This window comes from Streptomyces shenzhenensis, assembly GCF_021462265.1.
GTDB classification, from domain to species: Bacteria; Actinomycetota; Actinomycetes; order Streptomycetales; family Streptomycetaceae; genus Streptomyces; species Streptomyces shenzhenensis.
In genome coordinates, this window is record NZ_JAJONF010000022.1 from 140,526 (window position 1) to 159,762 (window position 19,237).

Sequence of the window (19,237 nt, forward strand, 5' to 3'; positions counted from 1 at the left end):
GGCACGGTGCCGTGCCTGTCCCCGGACGGTCAGTTCTGCAGTTGCCAGTGCTGGTTCGCACCGCCCGTGCAACTCCACAGCTGGACTTTCGTCCCGTTCGCGGTGCCCTGGCCGTTGGCGTCCAGGCAGAGACCCGACTGCGCGGCCGTGACCGTGCCGTCGGGACTGACGTTCCACTGCTGGTCCGCCTGACCGGTGCAGTCCCAGATCGCCGCGGGGGTGCCGCTGCCCGCGGACTGGCCGACGCCCAGGCACTTGTCGCCGTAGACGACCAGCTGCTTTCCGGTGCTGTAGGTCCACCGCTGGTTGGAGCCGCCGTTGCAGTCCCACAGTTGCGCCTGGGTGCCGTTGGCCGTCGTCGAGTTGTTGATGTCGAGGCAGCGCCCCGACTGCTGTCCGATGATCTCCTGGTTGCCCTGGGGCGGTGGCGACTGGTCCGAGCCGAACTGGGTGAAGAACTGCCACACCGCCGCCGACGTCCAGGTGTGCCAGCCGTCACCGGTGGAACCGTCTATCGGCCCGGGGTCGTGGCCGGCTCCGTCGAACGCGGCCCAGACCACGGGGTATCCGGACTTGCATCCGGAGTAGGCGGTGATGATGTGCGTCAGGCTTCCGTAGGCCGGCTCGGGCGGGTTCTGCGGGGTGCAGCCGTTCGTCCGGACGAAGGTGTCGCGCAGTTCCCGCCCCGACGAGATGGGCAGCACGTTGTCCCTGATGCCGTGCAACCCCATGTAGGCGATGGGCTGGTTGCCGCCGGAGCACCCGCTGAGGTTCGCGCCGGAGTAGACCGCGACCGCGCGGAAGACCGTCGCCCGGGAGCAGGCGAGGGCGTACGACATCGCGCCGCCGTAGCTGAAGCCGGCGGAGAACAACTGGGTGGTGTCGACGCACAGTCCCGCTTCGAGCTGGCTGACCATGGCGTCGACGAAGGCCACGTCCTGACCGCCGGAGTTGGCCCAGCCGTTGCTGATGCCCTGCGGGGCGACGAAGATCGTGCTGTTGTTCGCGTTGTCGGCCAGGCGCCTCAGGCCGTAGTAGGACCAGTTGTATCCGTCCGTTCCGCCCGAGTCGACGTCGCCCGCCGTGCCGCCCAGCCAGTGGAACCCGAAGATCAGCCGGTAGGGGCGGCCGCTGTCGTAGCCGGCGGGAACCCGCAGTATGTAACTGCGCGTCTGGCCGCCGCTCTGGATCGTGTGGGTACCGCTCGTCAGCGCGGGGGCCTTCCCGCAGCCGGCGCTCGGCTGGACGGCCGCGGCGGTGGCCCGCGCGGACCCGCCGAGGCCGCTGCTGAACGAGGTGCCCGCGGCTGACAGCACGAGAAGCACCGCAGCCGCGATGGACAGTAAGAGCGGTTTGCGTTTCATGCGCTCCTTCTTCCGTGGTCGAGGATCGAGGGGGAGCACCGGTGACCGGGGTGGGTCAGACGCCGGTGACGGTCCACTGGTTGTTGGTGCTGGAGTTCGGGGCCCACAGCACCGCGGTCGAGCCCGCCGCGGTGCTGCCGCTGCCGTCGAGCGCTGTGCCCGTGCCCCGGTTGACGATCTGGTACCGGTTGCCGCCGAGGCTGTTGAGCGACCACTGCTGGTTGTTGCCGCCGTTCCACGTCGCCTGCCGTACGGGAGCGCCGTTGGCGGAGTTGCCCCAGCTGTCGGCGGCCATGCCGTTGGCGCGGTTCATGACGCGGAGGTAACCGTTGCCGAGGTCGATCAGCTGCCACTGCAGGTTGGCGCTCCCGTCGTAGTTCCACTGCTTGAGGTTGGAGCCGGAGGCGACGCTGCCTCCGCTGTCGAGCACCAGACCGCTGGTCACGTTGGCGATCTTCACCCAGGTGGTGGATCCGCCCGGTGCGCCCAGGACGGGGATCTCCCCGGAGAAGGTGAGCTTGACCGTGTACGCCAGGGCGCTGAACGGCGGGTTCGACGAGGGCATGGCCAGGTGCAGGCCGGCGGCGTCCTGGGTCGGGGCGGGCAGGCTGACGTAACTGCCGGCGGTGTTGTCCAGCAGTTGGGCGCCGGTCAGGCTGCTGAGGTTGATCTGGTTCGAGTTCAGCGTGGTGACGGTCATGGTCGCGCCCTGCCAGCCCAGCGCGGTGACGTAGAGGACCTTGTTGTCCTGGCTGCGGGTGAACCGGACGTCCTTCGGGGTGCCGGCCACCGGTCCGCTGAAGGAGCCTCCGCCCATCTGGGTGGGGCCCTCGCCGTAGCTGGTCCAGGAGCGGGTGCCGTAGACGGCCTCTCCGAAGCGGCCGAGCCAGTCCCCCATCGCCAGCAGGATCGTCTGCTGTCCGCCGGGGATGGTGCCGTCGGCCATCGGGGCGATGTTCAGCAGCATGGTGCCGCCCTTGCTGACCCGGTCGATCAGCGAGTGGAGCAGCGCCTGCGTCGAGTAGTAGCCGATGCCCGCCGTGTAGCACCAGCTGGAGGAGGAGATGCTGTCGTCGGTCAGCCAGTAGGGGGTGAGGAGCCCGGCCGGGCCGCCGCGCTCGAAGTCGTAGACCTCGCCCTTGTCGTCGAGCCCGTCCTTGTAGGTCGCGACCACGTCCTTGTTCCAGGAGACCGCCTGGTTGTAGTAGTGCGCGAGGAACTGGAGCCGGTAGGACTCCTGCACCAGGCCCAGGTCGAAGTCCTGCCAGAGCAGGTCCGGCTGGTACCCGTCGATGACCTCGATCAGCTTGTCGTACCAGAGCTGGTTCTCCGCGGCCGAGCCCTGCTGGCCGAAGAGGACGCGCAGCGCCGGGTCCGACTGGGCGGGTACGTGGTCGTAGTAGCCGTTGAAGTGGTACGCGTGGTGCAGCGAGGCCATGAACTTCAGCCCCTGTCCGCGGATGGCCTGGGCGTGCAGCCCCACGAGGTCGAGTCCGGGACCGTGCCGGACCGAGTTCCACGGGTTGGCGCGGCTGTTCCACATGGAGAAGCCGTCGTGGTGTTCGGCGACCGGGCCGGCGAATCTCGCGCCCGCGGACTTGAACAGCCGGGCCCAGGCGTCGGGGTCCCAGTTTCCGCCCTGGGATACCGGTTTGGGGGCGAACTGGACGAAGTTGCCGGCCTTGTCGCGGGCTCCGTCGATGAAGTTGTTGTACGGCCACACCGAGGGGTCGCCGTAGGTGGCGATGTGGTGCTTGTTCTCGTTCGAGCCGCCGATGTACATGTTGCGCGGATACCACTCGTTGCCGAACGCGGGCACGCTGAAGACGCCCCAGTGGTAGTAGATGCCGAACTTGGCGTCCTTGAACCAGGCCGGGGCCGGGGGGTGCTGGTCGACGGAGGTCCAGCTCGCGGTGTAGCTCGCGGGGCCGTCGGTGGCGGCGGCCTCGGGGGCGAACCGCAGCAGGCCGAGCGCCGTGACGGCGCCGGTCGCCGCCAGCAGCCGGCGCCGGCTGATCGGGAGGGGGGAGGAGGTCATGCGGAGCCTCTCAGCGTCGTCGAACGGGGTGGGTGATGCCGGCCGTGACCGGATCAGTCGCGCGTCCACTTCTGGTTGCTGCCGCCGCCGCAGGTCCACAGCTCCAGCAGGGTGCCGTTGGCCGTGCCCGCCCCGGTGGCGTCCAGGCACAGGCCGGACTGGGCGCCGGTGATCGTGCCGTCGGCGTTGAACGTCCACCGCTGGTTGCTGCCGCCGCCGCACGGAGCGATGTCGACCTTGGTGCCGGGGCCGGTGCCGCCCCCCGCGGCGTCCAGGCAGGAGCTGCCGTAGACCCGCAGCTCACCGGCGGAGGTGCTGGTCCACTGCTGGTTGCTGCCGCCGTTGCAGTCCCACAGCTCCACCTGGGTGCCGGACGTCTGGGACTGGTTCGGCACGTCCACGCAGCGGCCGGAGCCCACCCCGACGATCGGCGCGGTCGTGCCGCCGCCCGTTCCGCCGCTGCCGGGGGTGAGGGACAGGTTGTCGAACTGTGCCGTCTCGCCCTGGCTGGTCGCGTAGCCGACCTGTCCGCCGGCCCAGGTGCGGTCGCTGGCGGAACCGACCGTGGCACCGTCGACGACGGCGGTGAGGGTGGTGCCGGAGAAGGTCAGGGCCAGGGTGTGCCACCGGCCTGTGCCCAGCGCCCCGGTCGTGCCGTGGGCGAGGGTGGAGACGCTGCCGTTGGTGCTGGTGTTCAGGATCGACCAGGCCCCGGTGTCGCTCACCCGCAGGCGGTAGGCGTTCAGTCCGCCGGTGCTGCTGTAGTCCTGGCCGTTCGCGCGGCCTATCAGCTCGGCGTAGCCCGGCTGTTCGAGCAGTACGTCGGAGGAGACGGTGTAGTTGCTCCAGCCGACGTCCCCGAGCAGGGCGTGCGGATCGGACAGCGCGTCCCAGGTGATCGGCTTCTGGGGGCTCATCTGGCGCACGCACTTGCCGCTGCGGCCGCCGCCGCAGGCCGTCACCTCGAAGGCCCCCTGCCAGTCCATGAGGTACTTCGCCTCGGAGCCGGTGGCGTAGCCGTCGAAGGAGTCGCTGTACGGCAGGCTCATCGCGCCCTGGGCGGGGCCGGTGGCGGTGCCCTTGCCCTGGCCGGTCGTGGTGGTCAGGGTGTAGACGCGGCCGGGTTGCACGGTCAGGCTGAAGCCGCCGCCGGACGGGGTGACGTCCGTGACGTGCGCGAAGTAGTCGGCGGGATTGGCTGAGTTGACGTCGGTCGACCAGACGTGGACGGTTCCGGTGGACAGCCCTCCGGTGACGTTGAAGTTCAGCGTCTGGGCGCTGCCGGCGTCCATCGTCTCGATGACCGTGGAGTAGTCGGAGTTGTTCGGGGACTTGAGGGAGACGTAGCTGCCGTTGTTGCGGTTGCCGCCGAGGTAGCCGCTGGAGGAGTCGAGGTACTGCCAGCCCGGGGCGGTGAACTGGGTGGTCTGCGCCATCACCCAGGTGTTCTTGCCGATCGCGTAGTGCCCGGACCACGGCTGCGAGGCCAGGGCGAGGCCCATCGTCGGGTACGGCAGGTTCGGGGTGATCGCCGCGACCACCGGCCAGTTGAGGTAGGCGGTCATCCGGCCGTCGATGTAGCCGCGGTTGATGCCGCGGGCCACGGCCGGCGCTCCCGCGTTGTAGTCGTCCGAGCCGTTCTCGCTCGCCCACAGCTGTTTGCCGGACGACGTGGCGGCCGACGGCACCGAGCAGTTGGACTGGGAGGAGCGGTAGCCGCACGGGTAGTGGGTGCCGATGACGTTCACCGCGGCGGCGAACGCCGGGTTGGAGTCGACGTCGTTCGCCACGGTCCAGTCCGAGTCGGCCGCGACGATCTTGACGCTGCCGTAGCCGTTGCTGTCCAGGGCGCTGCGCAGTTGCTCGTACCAGGAGACGTTGTAGCCTCGCTCGTTCCACCCGCCGAGGTAGTCGATGCCGAGCCCGTGCTGTTTGGCACAGCCCAGCCACGAGACCAGGTAGTTGATCATGTCGGTGGACCAGAAGTTCCCGCCGCCGATCCAGCCGGGGGCGCCCCAGGCGAGCCCGTACAGCTTGATGTCCGGGTTACGGGCTTTGGCCTGCTCCATCAGCCACCACTCGTATCCCCGGTCGCAGTTCAGGTCGGAGCGGGTGTGCTGGTGACTGGGCTCGGCTCCCGAGGTCGAGTTGGTGTCCCCGCCGATCTCGGCCTTGAGGATCTGCAGGGAGGCGCCGTACCCCGGCCGGAAGAGATAGTCGAGGATCTGCCCGCGTTGGGGCTCGGGGTAGTCGATCAGGAGTCTGCTGTTGCCGCCTCCGCCGCTGATCGCGCCGACACCGTCGAAGGTCCGGCCGCCGGACGCGCCGTTGACGGTGATGGAGGTGGCCGCATGGGCCGGCTCCGCGGTCGTGGCCACGATCCCGCCGGCGGCCAGGACGAGGCCCGCGAGCACGGCCGTCGAGACGCGCAGGCGCCGGAACAGCCGTCTGAATGCTGACACGGTGGGTTCCTTTCACAGGTCGTAGGTGTCCACGGCCGGTTCGGGCGGCGGACGGTTCAGCGGACGACGAAGTCCTGGTTGGTGCCCGGTGCGTTCTTGCACTGCCACTGGTCCAGTTGCTGTCCCGCGGTGCTGCCGGCGCCGTACACGTCCAGGCACAGGCCGCTGTTCCGGTTCTGGAACGCGTAGGAGCCGTCGGACTGGCGCACGGGCAGCCAGAGGCCGTTGGCCGCTGTGCCGGGTGCCTGCTGGACGATGTCCGGGGTGCCTGCCGCCGTGGAGCTGCCCGCGACCGCCACGTCCTGCCCGGAGCTCTGGGCGCGCAGTTCGCCGTAGCCGCCCGAGGCCGGTACGAACTGGAACTGCTGGTTTCCCTGCCCGTTGCAGGTCCACTGGTCGATCGCGGCGCCCGCGCTGCCGGAGTTGCCGTAGACGTCCAGGCACAGGCTGTTGCCGGCGACGACGAGCTGGTGGTAGCCGCCGGGGAAGCCTCCGCCGCTCGTCGAGGCGGGGGTCAGATAGACGGCGAACGCGTCGTGCGAGCTCTGGAACGTGAACGGCACGGTGATCGAACCGCCCGAGGCGCTCACGTCCTGGTCGTACACGGTCTGTGGTGCGCTCAGCGGTGCCTGGTCCGGGATGCGGTGCACGGTGACGTGCACGGTGCCGGCGCTCGTCAGCCAGGGTACGGACGACAGCCCGTCGAAGGTCACGGACGCGGCGCCGGTGTATCCGTTCGAGTCGCCGATGACGGCCACCGCGCGCTTGGCGGTGGAGTCCTCGGCGGCGGAGATCGCCGTCGAGCCGACCTGGCCGGAGGTGCCGACGAGGGTGCCGGTCATGTCGGCGTAGTCCCGAAGCGCCCACCAGTTGCCGGTCGGCTGCCAGCTGCCGCCGCTCTGCGTCAGCACCCCCGTCAGGTTCGGGGTGACGCAGCACACCCAGTTGCCGCGCATCGCGTTGGTGTAGTCGGACTGCGCGAACCGCGCCAGGTACCAGGCCGTCACGCCGGCGGTCTGCCGGTCGGCCGGCTGGTACTCGTTCGAGGACAGCGGCAACCGGCCGATGCCCGCCGAGGTCAGGGCGTTGTCGAGGCTCTGCCCGACGGTGACCGGGTCGTCGACGTCGCCCTCGTTGTGGTTGGTGATCATGTCCGGCACCGTCCCGGCCGCCTTCACGTGCGCGAGCCAGGCCTGCCACTCACCCGGGTTGCGCTGCGGGGTGTACGCGAGGGACGGCCCCACGATCTGCGCGCCGGGGGCGATCCGCCGGATCTCCCGGTAGGCGGTGTCCCACATCCGGAAGTACTGGGCGCTGTTCACGCCCCGGGTCCAGAAGACGGAGATGTCCGGCTCGTTCCAGATGTCGTAGGCGAACGTCAGCCCCGATGCCTGCAGCGCTCCCACCGTGGAGTCGATGAAGCTGATCCAGTTGGCGCAGTCGCCGTTGTCGCACGGGTACGTCGTGTTCGAGGGCTGGCCGCCGTTCGCACCGTAGATGTCGCTCACCAGCACCTGGTACTGCGCGTGGTAAGGCGCCCGGGTGAGCCGTTTCGCCTGCGCGACGATCGAGTCGACGTCGGCCCGGGTGGCGGAGCCGTACTGGTAGTTGTCCTTGATCCAGCCGCCGGAGAACCATCCGCCGCCGCGGAACGCGTTGATCCCCAGCGGTTGGAGGAACTGGTCGGCGGGCTGGCTGCCGTCCTCGGTGATGCCGTAGAGGAACCCCTCCCCCACGCCGGTCGACGGTCCCCTGGGCGACGCCAGGTCGACGCTCAGCGACGTGCCTGTGGCGGCCTGGCTGGAGGCCGTCGACAGCAGCGCCAGCACGAGTGCCAGGACCGTGCCGGCCACCAGTGCCAGACGGCCGGGTTTCGCTCTCGTCCTCATCCGATCCTCCTGCGATGGGGGGGCCGCTGCCCTGCGGGACGGCGGCCTGCCGGGGCGGCGGCCGGACGCCGCCCCGGTGCCGGGCGCGGAACTCTCAAGCGCGGAACTCTCACCGGGTCAGCTCAGCGACCACTGCTGATTCGACTGGCCGTTGCAGGTCCACAGTTCTACGAGGGTGCCGTTGGCGGTGGCGGCGCCGGTCACGTCCAGGCACAGCCCGGACCGGGCGTTGGTGACGGTGCCGTCGGCGTTGCGGTTCCACTGCTGGTTGGCCTGGCCGTTGCAGGGCCAGGTGATGACCTTGGTGCCGGGGCTGGTGCCCTGGCCCGAGGCGTCCAGGCACAGCACGCTGCTCCCGGAGTAGACGGTGAGCTCGTGCGAGGCGGTCTGCGACCAGGTCTGGTTCGTCGCGCCGCCGCAGTCCCAGATCTGGGTCTGTGTACCCGCCGTCGTGGACGAGTTCGGTACGTCCAGGCACTTGCCCGCGCCCACCGCGTGCAGCGCGCCCGTCGTGCCGCCGGTGCCGCTTCCCGTCCCGTAGCCGGCGGCCGTGATACTGGCCTGGACGGCGTTCTCGGTGGCGTCGGAGGGGTAGCCGGCGGTCATCGCCCCTTCGAAGAACTCACCCTGTCCCGAGGGGCTGTTGTCGCCGCCGGTGCCCAGCAGGACCGAACTGTCGGTCTTCATCGGTGAGTAGCCGTTGGGCAGGGGCCCGGAGAAGGTGGTGGTCAGGCCGCCGCTGCTGCCGTTGCCGTACTTGAGCGTGAAGTTGCTGGTGCCGTTGTTCTTCTCCCAGGCGCTGACGAAGGGGTAGTGCACGCCGGGGTTGTTCGGGTCTTTGTTGGAGCCGGTGTTGGTGTGGTACATGCCGTTCTCCAGGTCGGCCTCGACCCAGGGGCCGGTGCCGGTGCAGCCGCCGAACCAGCAGGCGTTGCCCCAGTAGATGGCGTTCATGGTGGCGTTGCCGGTGTCGGTGTGGGTGTTCTCGCCGCTGCCGTAGTCGAAGCAGCACCACTGGTTCGTGTAGTTCGACGAGGTCACCATGTAGATGCCTTCGGGCTGGGAGCCGGTGGCCACGCCGCTCGCGTGGTCGAGCCGGTAGCCGACACCGGGGCTGACCTTGACGCCGAAGACCTGGTGGCCGGCCGCGGTCACCGGCAGGGCCATGGCGTCGGCACCCACGTCCGCTCCGTTGGGGCCGGGGCCCTTCCAGTAGCCGCCCCAGGAGATCGGCAGGTCGTTGTGGCGGGCGGTCTGGTCGTAGATCTTCGTGATCGTGCACGACGTGCCCGCGCAGAACGACACCTGGGACGCGGCGTCGGCGTACCCGCCGGCGGTGAGCACCCCGATGTCGCGGTGGCTCTGGTCGGAGGACCGCTGGATCTGGTACAGCGGCCCGTCGTACGCCGCGAAGAGCGCCCTGGTCGTGGAGTGGGCCGTCACGCACGGCGTGCCGCCCGCGGCATAGATGTCGCAGGGCAGCGACGTGTCGGCCACGGCGTTCGCCGGCGCGGCCGCCGGGTGGGCGGCCGGGGGTGTGCCGGTGCGCGGGGAGGTGGCGAACGCCGGTGTGCCCAACGCGGCCAGGGCCATCACCAGGGCGATCAGGAGCACGGCCGGGAATCGCGTGCGTCGGCGATCGGTTGCTGGTCGGGGCAAGGAGACCTCCTGTGTGACGGCGCCCCGGTGCGGCGGCGCCGAAGCTGCCGGTGGGCGCGGGCCGGGGCGGGTCATCCCAGCGTCCACTGCTGGTTGCTGCTGCCGTTGCAGGTCCACAGCTCGGCGAGGGCTCCGTCGGCGGTGGACCCGCCGGTGACGTCCAGGCACAGGCCGGACTGGACGCCGGTGATGGTGCCGTCGGAGTTCAGCGTCCACTGCTGGTTGGCCTGGCCGTTGCACGACCAGATCTCCACCTTCGTCCCGGCGGTGGTCTGGTTGTCGTAGGCGTCCAGGCACATCTGGCCGCTGCCGGAGTACACGGTGAGCTGGTTGGACGTGGAGTGCGTCCATGTCTGGTTGGTGCCGCCGTTGCAGGTCCAGATCTGCACCTGGGTGCCGGCGGCGGTGGTCGAGTTCGGTACGTCCAGGCACTTGCCGGCGCCCACCGCGTGCAGTGCACCGGTGACGCTGGTGCCGCCACCGCTGCTGGTGCCGCCCGCGACCCGGTACATGACCGTGCCGTGCGCCGGCACCGAGGCGCTGATGGTGCCCGAGGTGGTGGAGGACGCGCCCGACCACAGGTCGGTCAGGGCGTAGGAGGATGCGCCGGTCTTCCCGATCGCGGCCGCGGTGGTGGTGATGGTCGCGGTGGAGCCCGTCTCGTTGAACAGCGCCACCGACACGTCCCCGCCCGCGAGCGGTTTGGCCAGCACGTCCAGGCCGCCGGAGGACGACACCATGGTGCCCTGCCTGCCCAGGGAGTCCTGGTCGACGGCGATCACCCGGGAGTTGGTCAGGGTGGCCAGGGTGTCCGCACTGGCCGAGGGGATGTTGGTGCCCGCGATCAGCGGTGCGGCCATCTCCGCCCAGAGACTGAACTCGCTGCGGCTCTCGGTGGCCGTCATCGAGCCGTTGCCGACCTCCAGCATGTCCGGGTCGTTCCAGTGGCCGGGGCCGGCGTAGGAGGCCAGTCCGACGTTGCTGTGGAAGATCGACAGCATGCTGGAGAAGCTCGCGTTGATGTCCCCGGTGGTGCGCCAGCTGTTGCCCACGCCGGCGCCCCAGGTCCACACGTTCTCCTGGCCCCAGTTGCACAGGCTGAACAGGATCGGCCGCCCGGTGGCCGCCAGCGCGTCCCGCATCGCGGTGTACCGGGTCTGCGCCGGTGCCCCGGTGTTGTTGCAGTTGTCGTACTTCAGGTAGTCCACACCCCACGACGCGAACGACTGCGCGTCCGTGGTCTCGTGCCCCAGGCTGCCCGGATACCCCGCGCAGGTCGCGGTGCCCGCGTCCTCGTAGATCCCCAGCTTCAGCCCCAGCGAGTGCACGTAGTCGGCGGTGCCCTTGATGCCGTCGGGGAACTTGGCCGGGTCCGGGACCAGGTGGCCCCCGGAGTCGCGGCTGTGGGTCATCCAGCAGTCGTCGATGTTGACGTACGAGTAGCCCGCCGCCTGCATGCCGTTGGTGTGCATGGCCTGCGCGGTGGACTTGATCAGCGACTCGGAGACGTTGCAGCCGTAGGCGTTCCAGTCGTTGAAGCCCATCTGCGGGGTCAGTGCGAGCCCGTTGCCGAGCGCGGCCGCGGGCTGCGCCGTGCCGAGGGCGAGCAGGGGGGCGGCCGCGATGAGCAGCACGGCCGAGCAGGCGAGCGCCAGGCTCCTGCGCAGGGGCGCCGGCAGGGACGGCAGTCGAAGGCGCCTGGTTCTCGGGCGCCCGGCTCTTGCGGTGGTCGTGGACATGGGTGATCGGCTCCTTGGCGAGTCGGGGAAGCTGAGTGGCGTTCAGCGGTGGCCGGCCGCGGTGATGCCGGCCCGCACCGCGTTGTCGGTCGCGTACACGGCACCGGTGACGGACCCGTCGCAGGTGTCGCAGGCGGCCACACACCGGGTGCCGTTCGTCGTCCTCAGCTCGCACGGGGCCGCGGCCGCCGGTGGGCGTGCGGCACGGACTGCGGGACTGCGGGGCGGAGCGGATGAAGGCTGCATTCTGTGTCCTCGGTATGCGGGGAGGGGACGGAGAGTGCCGTGCCTGTCCGAAGCGGTTCAGGGGTGCCGACCGCTCCCGTCAGGGTGCCCTGAACACCCACAGGGAACACTCAGACATCCCATGTCGCATAGTGATCCCACAGGCACAACTCGCTGTCAATAGACCTGACTTGCGACTGAGAACTCAATACATCCCATGTCTTGCCGCTGGTCAGGCCGGTATGAGGGCATGCCGAAACCCGCGTCCGGCGACGGCCTCCGTGCCGGGCGCGGGTGTTCGTCAGGGGGTCAGCGGCGCGTGCCGGGCGCCGGCCGTCTCACCGGAGGTTCCAGTGCTGGTTGGCTCCGCCGTTGGCGTCCCAGACCTGGACGGGGCTCCCGTTGGCGGTCTGCCCGGCCGGGACCTCCAGCACCCGGCCGGAGGCGGCGTTGGCCAGGGTGTACGAACCGTCGCTGTTCTGGCTCGCCCGCCAGTGCTGGTTCGCACCGCCGTTGGCGTCCCAGACCTCCATCCGTGTTCCGTTGCCCGTCTGGCCGCCCGGCTCGTCCAGCACCCGCCCGCTGCCGACGTTGGTCAGGGTGTACGAACCGTCGCTGTTCAGGCTCGCCCGCCACTGCTGGTTCGCGGCGCCGCCGGCGTCCCAGACCTGCAACGGCGTGCCGTTGGCCGTCTGGCCGCCCGGGACGTCCAGCACCCGGCCGGCGGCGACGTCGGTCAGCGAGTACACCGTGCCGGAGACGATGCCCCCCGAGTTCCCCGTGCCTCCGCCCAGCGCGGACAGGACCGCGTCGTAGGCCGCCTTCTTGTTGCCGTTGCCGTCGAACAGCAACGGGTTCTCCCCCGTCCGCCACGAGTCGCTGTCCCTGATCCCCCACACCGTCATGCCGGTGCAGCGGGCGACGTTCATGCACGCCTTGACGGTGTTGGCGTAGGCCGTCGGCGACGCCTGGGCGATGTCCAGTTCCGTGATCTGGACATCGACGCCGAGGGCGGCGAAGTTCGACAGGGTGGTCTGGTAGCTCGACGGCGGGCCGCCGGCGCCGAAGTGGCTCTGGAAGCCGACGCAGTCGATGGGCACGCCGCGTGACTTGAAGTCGCGCACCATGTTGTAGACGCCCTGCGTCTTGGCGTCGGACCAGTTCTCGATGTTGTAGTCGTTGTAGCAGAGCTTGGCGGAGGGGTCCGCCGCCCGGGCGGTGCGGAAGGCCTCCTCGATGAAGCCGTCACCGAGCACGTTCTGGAACACGGAGCTGCGGTGCCGGCCGCTGCCGTCGTCCGCGAAGGCCTCGTTGACCACGTCCCAGGCGTAGATCTTGCCCTTGTAGTGGTTCATCTCGGTGGTGATGTGGTTGTCCATCACGCTGCGCAGGGTGTTCGCGTCGGTGATGGAGCTGACCCAGCCGGGCAGCTGCCCGTGCCACACCAGGGTGTGGCCACGCATCCGCTGCCCGTGCGCGGTGGCGTGGTTGACGATCTGGTCGGCGGGCCCGAAGTTGAAGTTGCCGCGGGACGGTTCGGTGGTGTCCCACTTCATCTCGTTCTCCGGGGTGATCATGTTGAACTCCCGGTCGAGAATCGTGGAGTACGTCGAGTCGCCGAGCTTCCCGGCGGCCACGGCCGTACCGAAGTAGCGGCCGCTGCCGGCCGCCGCCGCACCCAGCGTGCCGGAGGCGGCATGGGCGGCGAGGTTCGCCGGGCCGGCCAGGGCCAGGACCGTGCCGGCCGTCAGGCCGGCGGCCCGGGTCAGGACCTTACGGAGACGGGGCTCTTCGTTGAGCCAGGACATGACGAATCGTTCTCCTTGTGTGGGGGGGGTGGGAGACACCGGCTCGGAGTCGGTGCCGTGGTGGGGCAGGGTCACAGGGCGGACGTGGCCTACAGCGCGGTCCACTGCTGGTTGGCACCGCCGTTGCAGTCCCACAGGACCAGCTGCGTTCCGTCGGTGGCGGACGACCCCGGGTCGTCGAGACAGCGGCCGGAGGCGGGGTTGCGGTAACCGCCGTTGTACGCCTGCCACTGCTGGTTGCTGCCGCCGTTGCAGCCCCAGATCTCGATCTTCGTTCCGTTGGCGGTGCCGCGGCCGGTCGCGTCGAGGCACTTGCCGAGCGCCCGCAGGGTGCCGTCGGAGGGCGCGGACCAGGCCTGCGCGTCGGAGCCGTTGCAGGCCGCGATGTCCGCGGCGGTCCCGTCGGCACTGCTGCCGCCGCTCACGTCCAGGCACTTCCCGGCGATTCCGGAGCGGACCTGGCCGCCCGCCGAAGCCGGCGGTGCGATCCAGCCTGCCGCGTCCGCGGCCTGCACCCCCGCGTTGAACGCATCCGCCATCTTGCGGTAGCCGTTGTCGTTGGGGTGCAGGGAGTCGGCCAGGTCCACGCTGGTCAGCGCGCTCATGTCCACCAGGCGTACGTGTTTGCCCGCGGCCTGCTCGGCCTGGACGATTCCGGGGAGCCGGGCGTTGAACGCGGGCCGGTTGGCCTCCTCGGTGCCGCTCGTGGAGACGATCACGGTACCGACGAGGACGGTCGCCTGGGGGGCGTCGCGGGTGATCTGGTCGAGGAGCGCACGGAGCCGGTCCGGGGCGGTCGGGACCTGGTAGTTGCCGTTCAGGTCGTTGGTGCCGATCTCCAGGGTGACCACGTTCGGGCGGTAACCGGTCAGCACGGAGTCCGCGATGCCGGCTATCTGGTCGATCCGCCAGCCGGAGTGGCCTTCGTTGTCCGGGTCGGACATGGTGCCGTTGCGGCCCGAGCCGACGAAGTCCAGGGCGTGCCCCTCGGCGGTCAACTGGTCCCACAGAAAGCCCCGGTAGCTGTTCCCGGAGGGGCTGCCGACGCCCCAGGTGATCGAGTCGCCCAACGGCATCAGCCGCAGCGCGGTCGGTGCGGCGGCGGCTCGTACGGCGGGGGGCGGCGACCCGGTGCCGGTGGCGGCCGCCGCGGGTAACGCGGTGCCGACGCCGAGAGCGGCCGCCAGGGCGACGGCCGGAAAGACCGAGCACTTCTTCATGGGCGTTCCTCACTGGTGCGGGACAGTGGGTGGGGGTGAACGAGCACGCGAGCCGGTCGGCGCGGGACGAAGTCCTGGTTGCCGCGGCCGTGTTGCGGCAGGGCCGTCGATCGGGCCGCCCGCCGGGGTGCTGCCGCCGCCATGGGCTCCGGGCACAGCCCGCCGATCCGGGTTTCTGGAGGGCTTACGAGCGGGCGGCGGCGGCCACGGAGCGCCGGCCGCGGTCCGTGGCCGGTGGCGACTGGTCCGTGGCCGGCGGTGTGCCGGCCACGGGCGGCAGCCTTCAGGTCAGCTGAGACTCCACTGCTGGTTGGAGCCCCCGTTGCACGGCCAGAGTTCCGCCAGGGCGCCGTTGGCCGTCGAGGCACCGGTGACGTCGAGGCAGAGCCCGGACTGGGTGCCGGTGACGGTGCCGTCGGAGTTCACCTGCCATTGCTGGTTGGCACCGCCGTTGCACGGCCAGGTCACCACCTTGGTACCGGCGGACGTCTGGTTGTTGTACGCGTCCAGGCACATCTGGCTGCTGCCGCTGTAGACGGTCAGCTGGTTGGAGGACGTACGGGTCCAGGTCTGGTTGGCGCCGCCGCTGCAGTCCCAGATCTGCAGTTGTGTGCCGGCCGTGGTCGACGAGTTCGGCACGTCCAGGCACTTGCCCGCGCCCACCGCGTGCAGCGCGCCGGTGCTCGTCCCGCCGGAGGAGGCGTTGCTGTATCCGGCCGCTGTGATGTTGGCCTGAACCGCGTTCTCGGTGGCGTCCGACGGGTAGCCGGAGGTCATCACGCCCTCGTAGAAGGTGCCCTGGGCACCCTTGCTGTTGTCCCCGCCGGTGCCCAGGATGATGGCACCCTGCTTCCGCATCGGGTTGTAGCCCGCGACGTTGGGACGCACTCCGTCGTAGAAGGTGGACAGGCCACCGGACTGCGCGTTGCCGCCACGGATCGCCCAGTGGTTCGGGCCGCCCTTGATGATGGCGGTCGTGTAGCGGTAGTTGACGGTCGGGTCGCCCGCGTTGTAGCCCGCGTTGACTCCCGAGTACAGGCCGTTCTCCAGGTCCGCCATGATCCACGGGCCGTTGCCGCTGCCGTAGCCCCAGACCTTGATGTTGCCGAAGTAGATGGCCTCCATGGTGCCGTTGCCGTCGTCGTTGCTGTCCGTCTCGGCGTTGCCGTAGTCGAAGCAGCAGCCGCCGTTGTAGTGCGTGCCGTCGAAGATCGCGTACATGCCCTCGGGGTTGTCCCCGGTGGCGATGCCGTTGGTGTGGTTGTTGCGGTAGCCCGTGCCGGGTGCCACGAAGACGCCGTACGCCTTGTGACCGCCCACCGTGGTGGGTGCGGCGGTCGCGTTCGCGAGGTTGTCGGGGCCGCCCGCCGCGCCGCCGCCGGGCGCCTGGGTGAGGTCGTTGCCGCGTCCCGACTGGTCGTAGACGACCGTGATCAGGCAGGTCGTCCCCGAGCAGAACGAGTCCTGCGCGGCGGCGTCGGCGTACCCGCCCGCGCTCAGCACGCCGATGTTCCGGGTGGTGTTGTCCGAGGCGCGCCGGACCTGGTACAGCGGCCCGTTGTACGAGGCGTACAACGCTCGCGTGGTGCTGTGCGCCGCCACGCAGGGCGTACCGCCTGACGCGTAGATGTCGCACGGCCCGGACGTGGCGGCCGTGGCCGTGCCCGCCGTGGCCGTGGCACCGGCCAGGACTCCGGCGACGAGCGCGGCCGCGGCCCCCGCCCGTGCGAACGTCTTCCACCGGGAGCGGGCGGAGCGCGCCCGCGGCGCTCCGTCGGTCCGGGCCGGACGACGGTCCGGACTGCCACGGTGTCGCACCGCCGCGAGTAACCGCTCGATGCCACCCCTTCCGGACAGCAGGCGGCGTCTGTTGCGTGTGGTTCCCATCTGATCTCCCTACCGTTCCGGCGCGGCCCGTTCGGATGGTGGTGGCGGCGCCGGTACATGCCGAAGCGCGTGAACGTTCCGTTGGTGCACTGGGATTGCAGAGAGAGCGCGGAGCCCCCGTTGTGAACCTTGCAGCGGAACCGATTCGACTCCTGATTCCTGCGGTGCGCAAGCTCTCGGAGTGCTCGAAAAGTTGCGGTGCGGCGGCATCCGGACGGCTCCGCGGCCACCCGCCGCGCGGACGCCGCGGCAGGGTCGGGGGTACCCGGCGCCGGGACCGGCTTCTCCCGATGCTCCACCCTCCTGCCGTTGAACAGGGACGTGGCCGAACGGACCGGCCTCGTCGCGACTGTTCAACGGCCCTGTCCCAGGTGGCCGGACCGCGGTCCGCGCGCCGGCGCCGCTGTCGCCTCGCGGTCCGCCGTCGGCCCCGCGCACCGCCGGTCACAACGGTCCCGTCGAAGCGCTTGCGTCGAACCGATTCGCCCGGCACTCTCCAGTACGCGGTGAGAACCGGAACGCACGCCGCTGCCGGCGGCCCGGTGCCGTTCCCGCCGTGCCTGCCGGCCGGCGGGCACGGGTCGGCGCATCGCGGTCAATGCGGGCGGCGCGTCAGGGAGCGGTTGCGCGTCACTGAGCGGTTGCGCGCCGCGGAGCGGCACGCCGGCGACCGCCCGGCGCGGTTCGTGCTGCGCCGCGGATCGTGCCGGTGGCGTCCTGACCGTGCGCTCCGCCGACCACCGGTCGGTGACGTACGACATCGTCCTGGGCCTCGGCCTCCTGCTCGATGCGTGCGTCGAGCGGCGCGGCCGACACGGGGTGGGCGAGACCGCGGCACCGGACGGCCCCGGGCCGGTCCGTGCTCGGCCCGGTCGACGCGACTGCGCCGTTCGGCCCTGTTCGGATTGCCGCCCCCCGCGACGACCCTCTGTGATGATTCATGACTTTCCGATCCCTCGGAACGAACCTTGCGGAGGTATCAGTGACGTTCCGTCAATGGAGCGCGGCCCTCGTCGCGACAGTCGGGCTCAGCGGCTGCATGCTGCTCGGCACCCCCGTGTCCGCGGCCGCGGACACGGGGGACGGGCCCCCCGGCCGGCCCGTGACGCACAGACACCCGCCGGTCGCCCCTCCGGCGACCGGCACGGACACGGCGCGGCCGCCGCAGAGCGCGCCGAGGCTGCAGGACGAGCAGCCGCGCTGCCTCGGGCTGGTGCCGTCGCCCTACCCGTTCGCGCACACGCCCTTCGTGTGCAACGACTGGCGGTTCGGCCCGGCCAAGCTGCCCACCACGGGCGTCCTCGGCCGGATCCTCGCCGGCTACGACCGGTTCGGCAACCTGACGCCGGTGGAGTTCCTGAACAAGTGGTGGAACCCGAACGCGGACCACGGCCAGGGCGACTGGAAGTTCTCGTTGCTCCCGGACGACGGCTTCGACCACACCCCCCAGGGCGAGCCCATCGCGGCCGAGTACACCCTGCCGGTCGGCCAACTGGTGGACCGCTTCGGCAACGAGTTCGGCAAGTTCCTCTCACCGGCCGGAGCCTCGTACGGGGAGCGGTCCATTCCGCCGTCGGCCCTCAACACCCAGGACCCGCGATACCCGTACGACTATCACCTGTACCGGGTGAAGAAGCCGACTCTGGTCTGCGCGGGCCCGGCCGCCCCCGGCTTCGAGCAGCCCGGTCAGGGCGTGCAGTACGTGACCTCGGTCAGGGCGCAGGCGACCTACTGTCCGAATGTGAAGACCGGTGCCACGGTGAGTGACCTGCTCGGCAGCGGCAACCTGGAACGCGCCAACTGACACCGACGGGAGAGGGGCCGGGGCATGGATCGGCACGAACTGCACGAAGCACTGCGAGCGGCCCGGGTCCCCGCCGGGCTGTACGAGATCGCCGGCTGCCCCGTGCCGCCCGGCACGCCCCGGCCGGAGGACCGCCTCTACCTGGAGGAGGACGACGGCGCCTGGGTCGTGGGCGTGCGACAGCGCGGTGTCCGGACCGTCCTGGAGCGGTTCGACGACGAGGACCGGGCGTGCCGGAGCCTGTACGCCCGGCTGACCGCCCCGGGGCCGCCGTCCGTGCCGCTGACTCCCGAGGAACGGGCGCGGCTGCCACGTTCCTGACATCACTTGCGCGCCGCGTGGAGCAAGCGCCCGCGGCCCCCGGCGGCCGAAGTCGACTCCGGCCGTCTCTGCCCACCCTCCGGGCAGGCCGAGCCGGCCGGAGAGGCGAAGCGAACTCACGACGTCGAGGATGACGGGACCCCTCTCATGCCGCACATGACAGCGTCCCCGTCAGCGAGGCCCGAATCCGCAGTGAGTCCGATGGACGGAGCGGTAGGCCGCGACGATGCCGGCGACATAGCCACGGTTGTACTCGGCGGACGCCCCCGGCTTACCGCTCCGTCCACGAGTGTCGCCACGGACGCAGTCGCGGGCGTACACCAAACCGTCCCGGTATCCGTCTTTGTAGCCCTGGTCGTAGGGGGTGATCCTCGCCGAGGCGGGCTGGGCCACCGCCTCCGGGGCCGACGGCGCCGCGAATGCCTGCGCATGCGCCGCCGCGGACAGCGGTAGCAGAAGTACGGCGACAGCAAACGAGGTTGTGAGAAGAACACTCAGCCGCTTCGCGTGCATGACTTCCTCCTCGGCCGGGAAGTGAGTCGTCGGTCACATGCCGTAACCGGCTCGGCAGACTGGCCAGTTGCCACTGGTACCGGACCCATGCGCCGGAGGGTGGACTTCTGCCCGTTCATCGCCATCTGCCGCATCTATCGCATACGACAGTGGGTCATGGCGCGTGTGGGCCTCTCTCTGACAGGCTAGGTCGGCTGGTTCCGGGCCGCGACCCGAGACCGTGGCACACACCGGGTATGACAGACGGTTACGGGGTCCCGCCAGGGCGGTCTGGAACATCGACCGTACCCTCGCTCGACAGACGCCTT

The 19,237-nt window shown here is 70.4% G+C and carries 12 protein-coding genes and 1 pseudogene; 2 read left to right on the forward strand and 11 right to left on the reverse strand.

From position 1 onward, the window contains the following. Positions 1-29: 29 nt before the first annotated feature. The 10 genes and pseudogenes from LQ326_RS26745 to LQ326_RS26790 all read right to left on the reverse strand — a co-directional run bounded on the left by LQ326_RS26745 (position 30) and on the right by LQ326_RS26790 (position 16,291). Complete coding sequence (locus LQ326_RS26745; RefSeq protein ID WP_234540418.1) at positions 30-1,364, reverse strand: ricin-type beta-trefoil lectin domain protein; 1,335 nt, start codon at positions 1,362-1,364, stop codon at positions 30-32. A 55-nt stretch (positions 1,365-1,419) separates the two neighbouring features. Further along, complete coding sequence (locus LQ326_RS26750) at positions 1,420-3,402, reverse strand: alpha-L-fucosidase (protein WP_234540420.1); 1,983 nt, start codon at positions 3,400-3,402, stop codon at positions 1,420-1,422. A 53-nt stretch (positions 3,403-3,455) separates the two neighbouring features. Further along, positions 3,456-5,864, reverse strand: coding sequence for a ricin-type beta-trefoil lectin domain protein (locus tag LQ326_RS26755; protein WP_234540421.1), 2,409 nt, complete (start codon positions 5,862-5,864; stop codon positions 3,456-3,458). Positions 5,865-5,920: 56 nt separating this feature from the next. After that, positions 5,921-7,753: an RICIN domain-containing protein gene (locus LQ326_RS26760; RefSeq protein WP_234540422.1), complete on the reverse strand. Its 1,833-nt coding sequence runs from the start codon at positions 7,751-7,753 to the stop codon at positions 5,921-5,923. A gap of 117 nt (positions 7,754-7,870) precedes the next feature. Continuing rightward, positions 7,871-9,346: an arabinofuranosidase catalytic domain-containing protein gene (locus LQ326_RS26765; protein ID WP_234540480.1), complete on the reverse strand. Its 1,476-nt coding sequence runs from the start codon at positions 9,344-9,346 to the stop codon at positions 7,871-7,873. Positions 9,347-9,483: 137 nt separating this feature from the next. Beyond that, positions 9,484-11,151 (reverse strand): glycoside hydrolase family 27 protein, encoded by a 1,668-nt coding sequence (locus LQ326_RS26770; protein WP_234540424.1) that lies wholly within the window; start codon positions 11,149-11,151, stop codon positions 9,484-9,486. Positions 11,152-11,193: 42 nt separating this feature from the next. Beyond that, a complete protein-coding gene (locus LQ326_RS26775; RefSeq protein WP_234540426.1) occupies positions 11,194-11,397 on the reverse strand; it encodes a hypothetical protein in 204 nt (67 codons plus the stop codon). A 320-nt stretch (positions 11,398-11,717) separates the two neighbouring features. After that, a pseudogene (locus tag LQ326_RS26780) lies at positions 11,718-13,184 on the reverse strand (glycoside hydrolase family 10 protein); the annotation flags it as partial. An 89-nt stretch (positions 13,185-13,273) separates the two neighbouring features. Beyond that, positions 13,274-14,404 carry an SGNH/GDSL hydrolase family protein gene (locus LQ326_RS26785; protein WP_234540427.1) on the reverse strand — a complete coding sequence of 377 codons (1,131 nt, stop codon included), beginning with the start codon at positions 14,402-14,404 and terminating at the stop codon, positions 13,274-13,276. A 288-nt stretch (positions 14,405-14,692) separates the two neighbouring features. After that, on the reverse strand, positions 14,693-16,291 hold the full coding sequence (locus tag LQ326_RS26790) for an arabinofuranosidase catalytic domain-containing protein (protein ID WP_234540429.1): 1,599 nt from the start codon (positions 16,289-16,291) through the stop codon (positions 14,693-14,695). Between the two features lie 982 nt (positions 16,292-17,273). Between LQ326_RS26790 and LQ326_RS26795 the strand changes: the two genes are divergently transcribed. Together LQ326_RS26795 and LQ326_RS26800 are read left to right on the forward strand one after the other, a co-directional pair. After that, the gene (locus LQ326_RS26795) at positions 17,274-18,095 is read left to right on the forward strand and encodes a TNT domain-containing protein (RefSeq protein ID WP_234540430.1); all 822 of its coding nucleotides are present in this window, start codon (positions 17,274-17,276) and stop codon (positions 18,093-18,095) included. Between the two features lie 24 nt (positions 18,096-18,119). Beyond that, entirely contained in the window at positions 18,120-18,416 is a 297-nt protein-coding gene (locus LQ326_RS26800; protein ID WP_234540431.1) for a hypothetical protein, read from the forward strand. A 171-nt stretch (positions 18,417-18,587) separates the two neighbouring features. Here the strand turns inward: LQ326_RS26800 and LQ326_RS26805 are convergent, their stop codons facing one another. Next, positions 18,588-18,929: a hypothetical protein gene (locus LQ326_RS26805; protein WP_234540433.1), complete on the reverse strand. Its 342-nt coding sequence runs from the start codon at positions 18,927-18,929 to the stop codon at positions 18,588-18,590. Positions 18,930-19,237 lie beyond the last annotated feature (308 nt).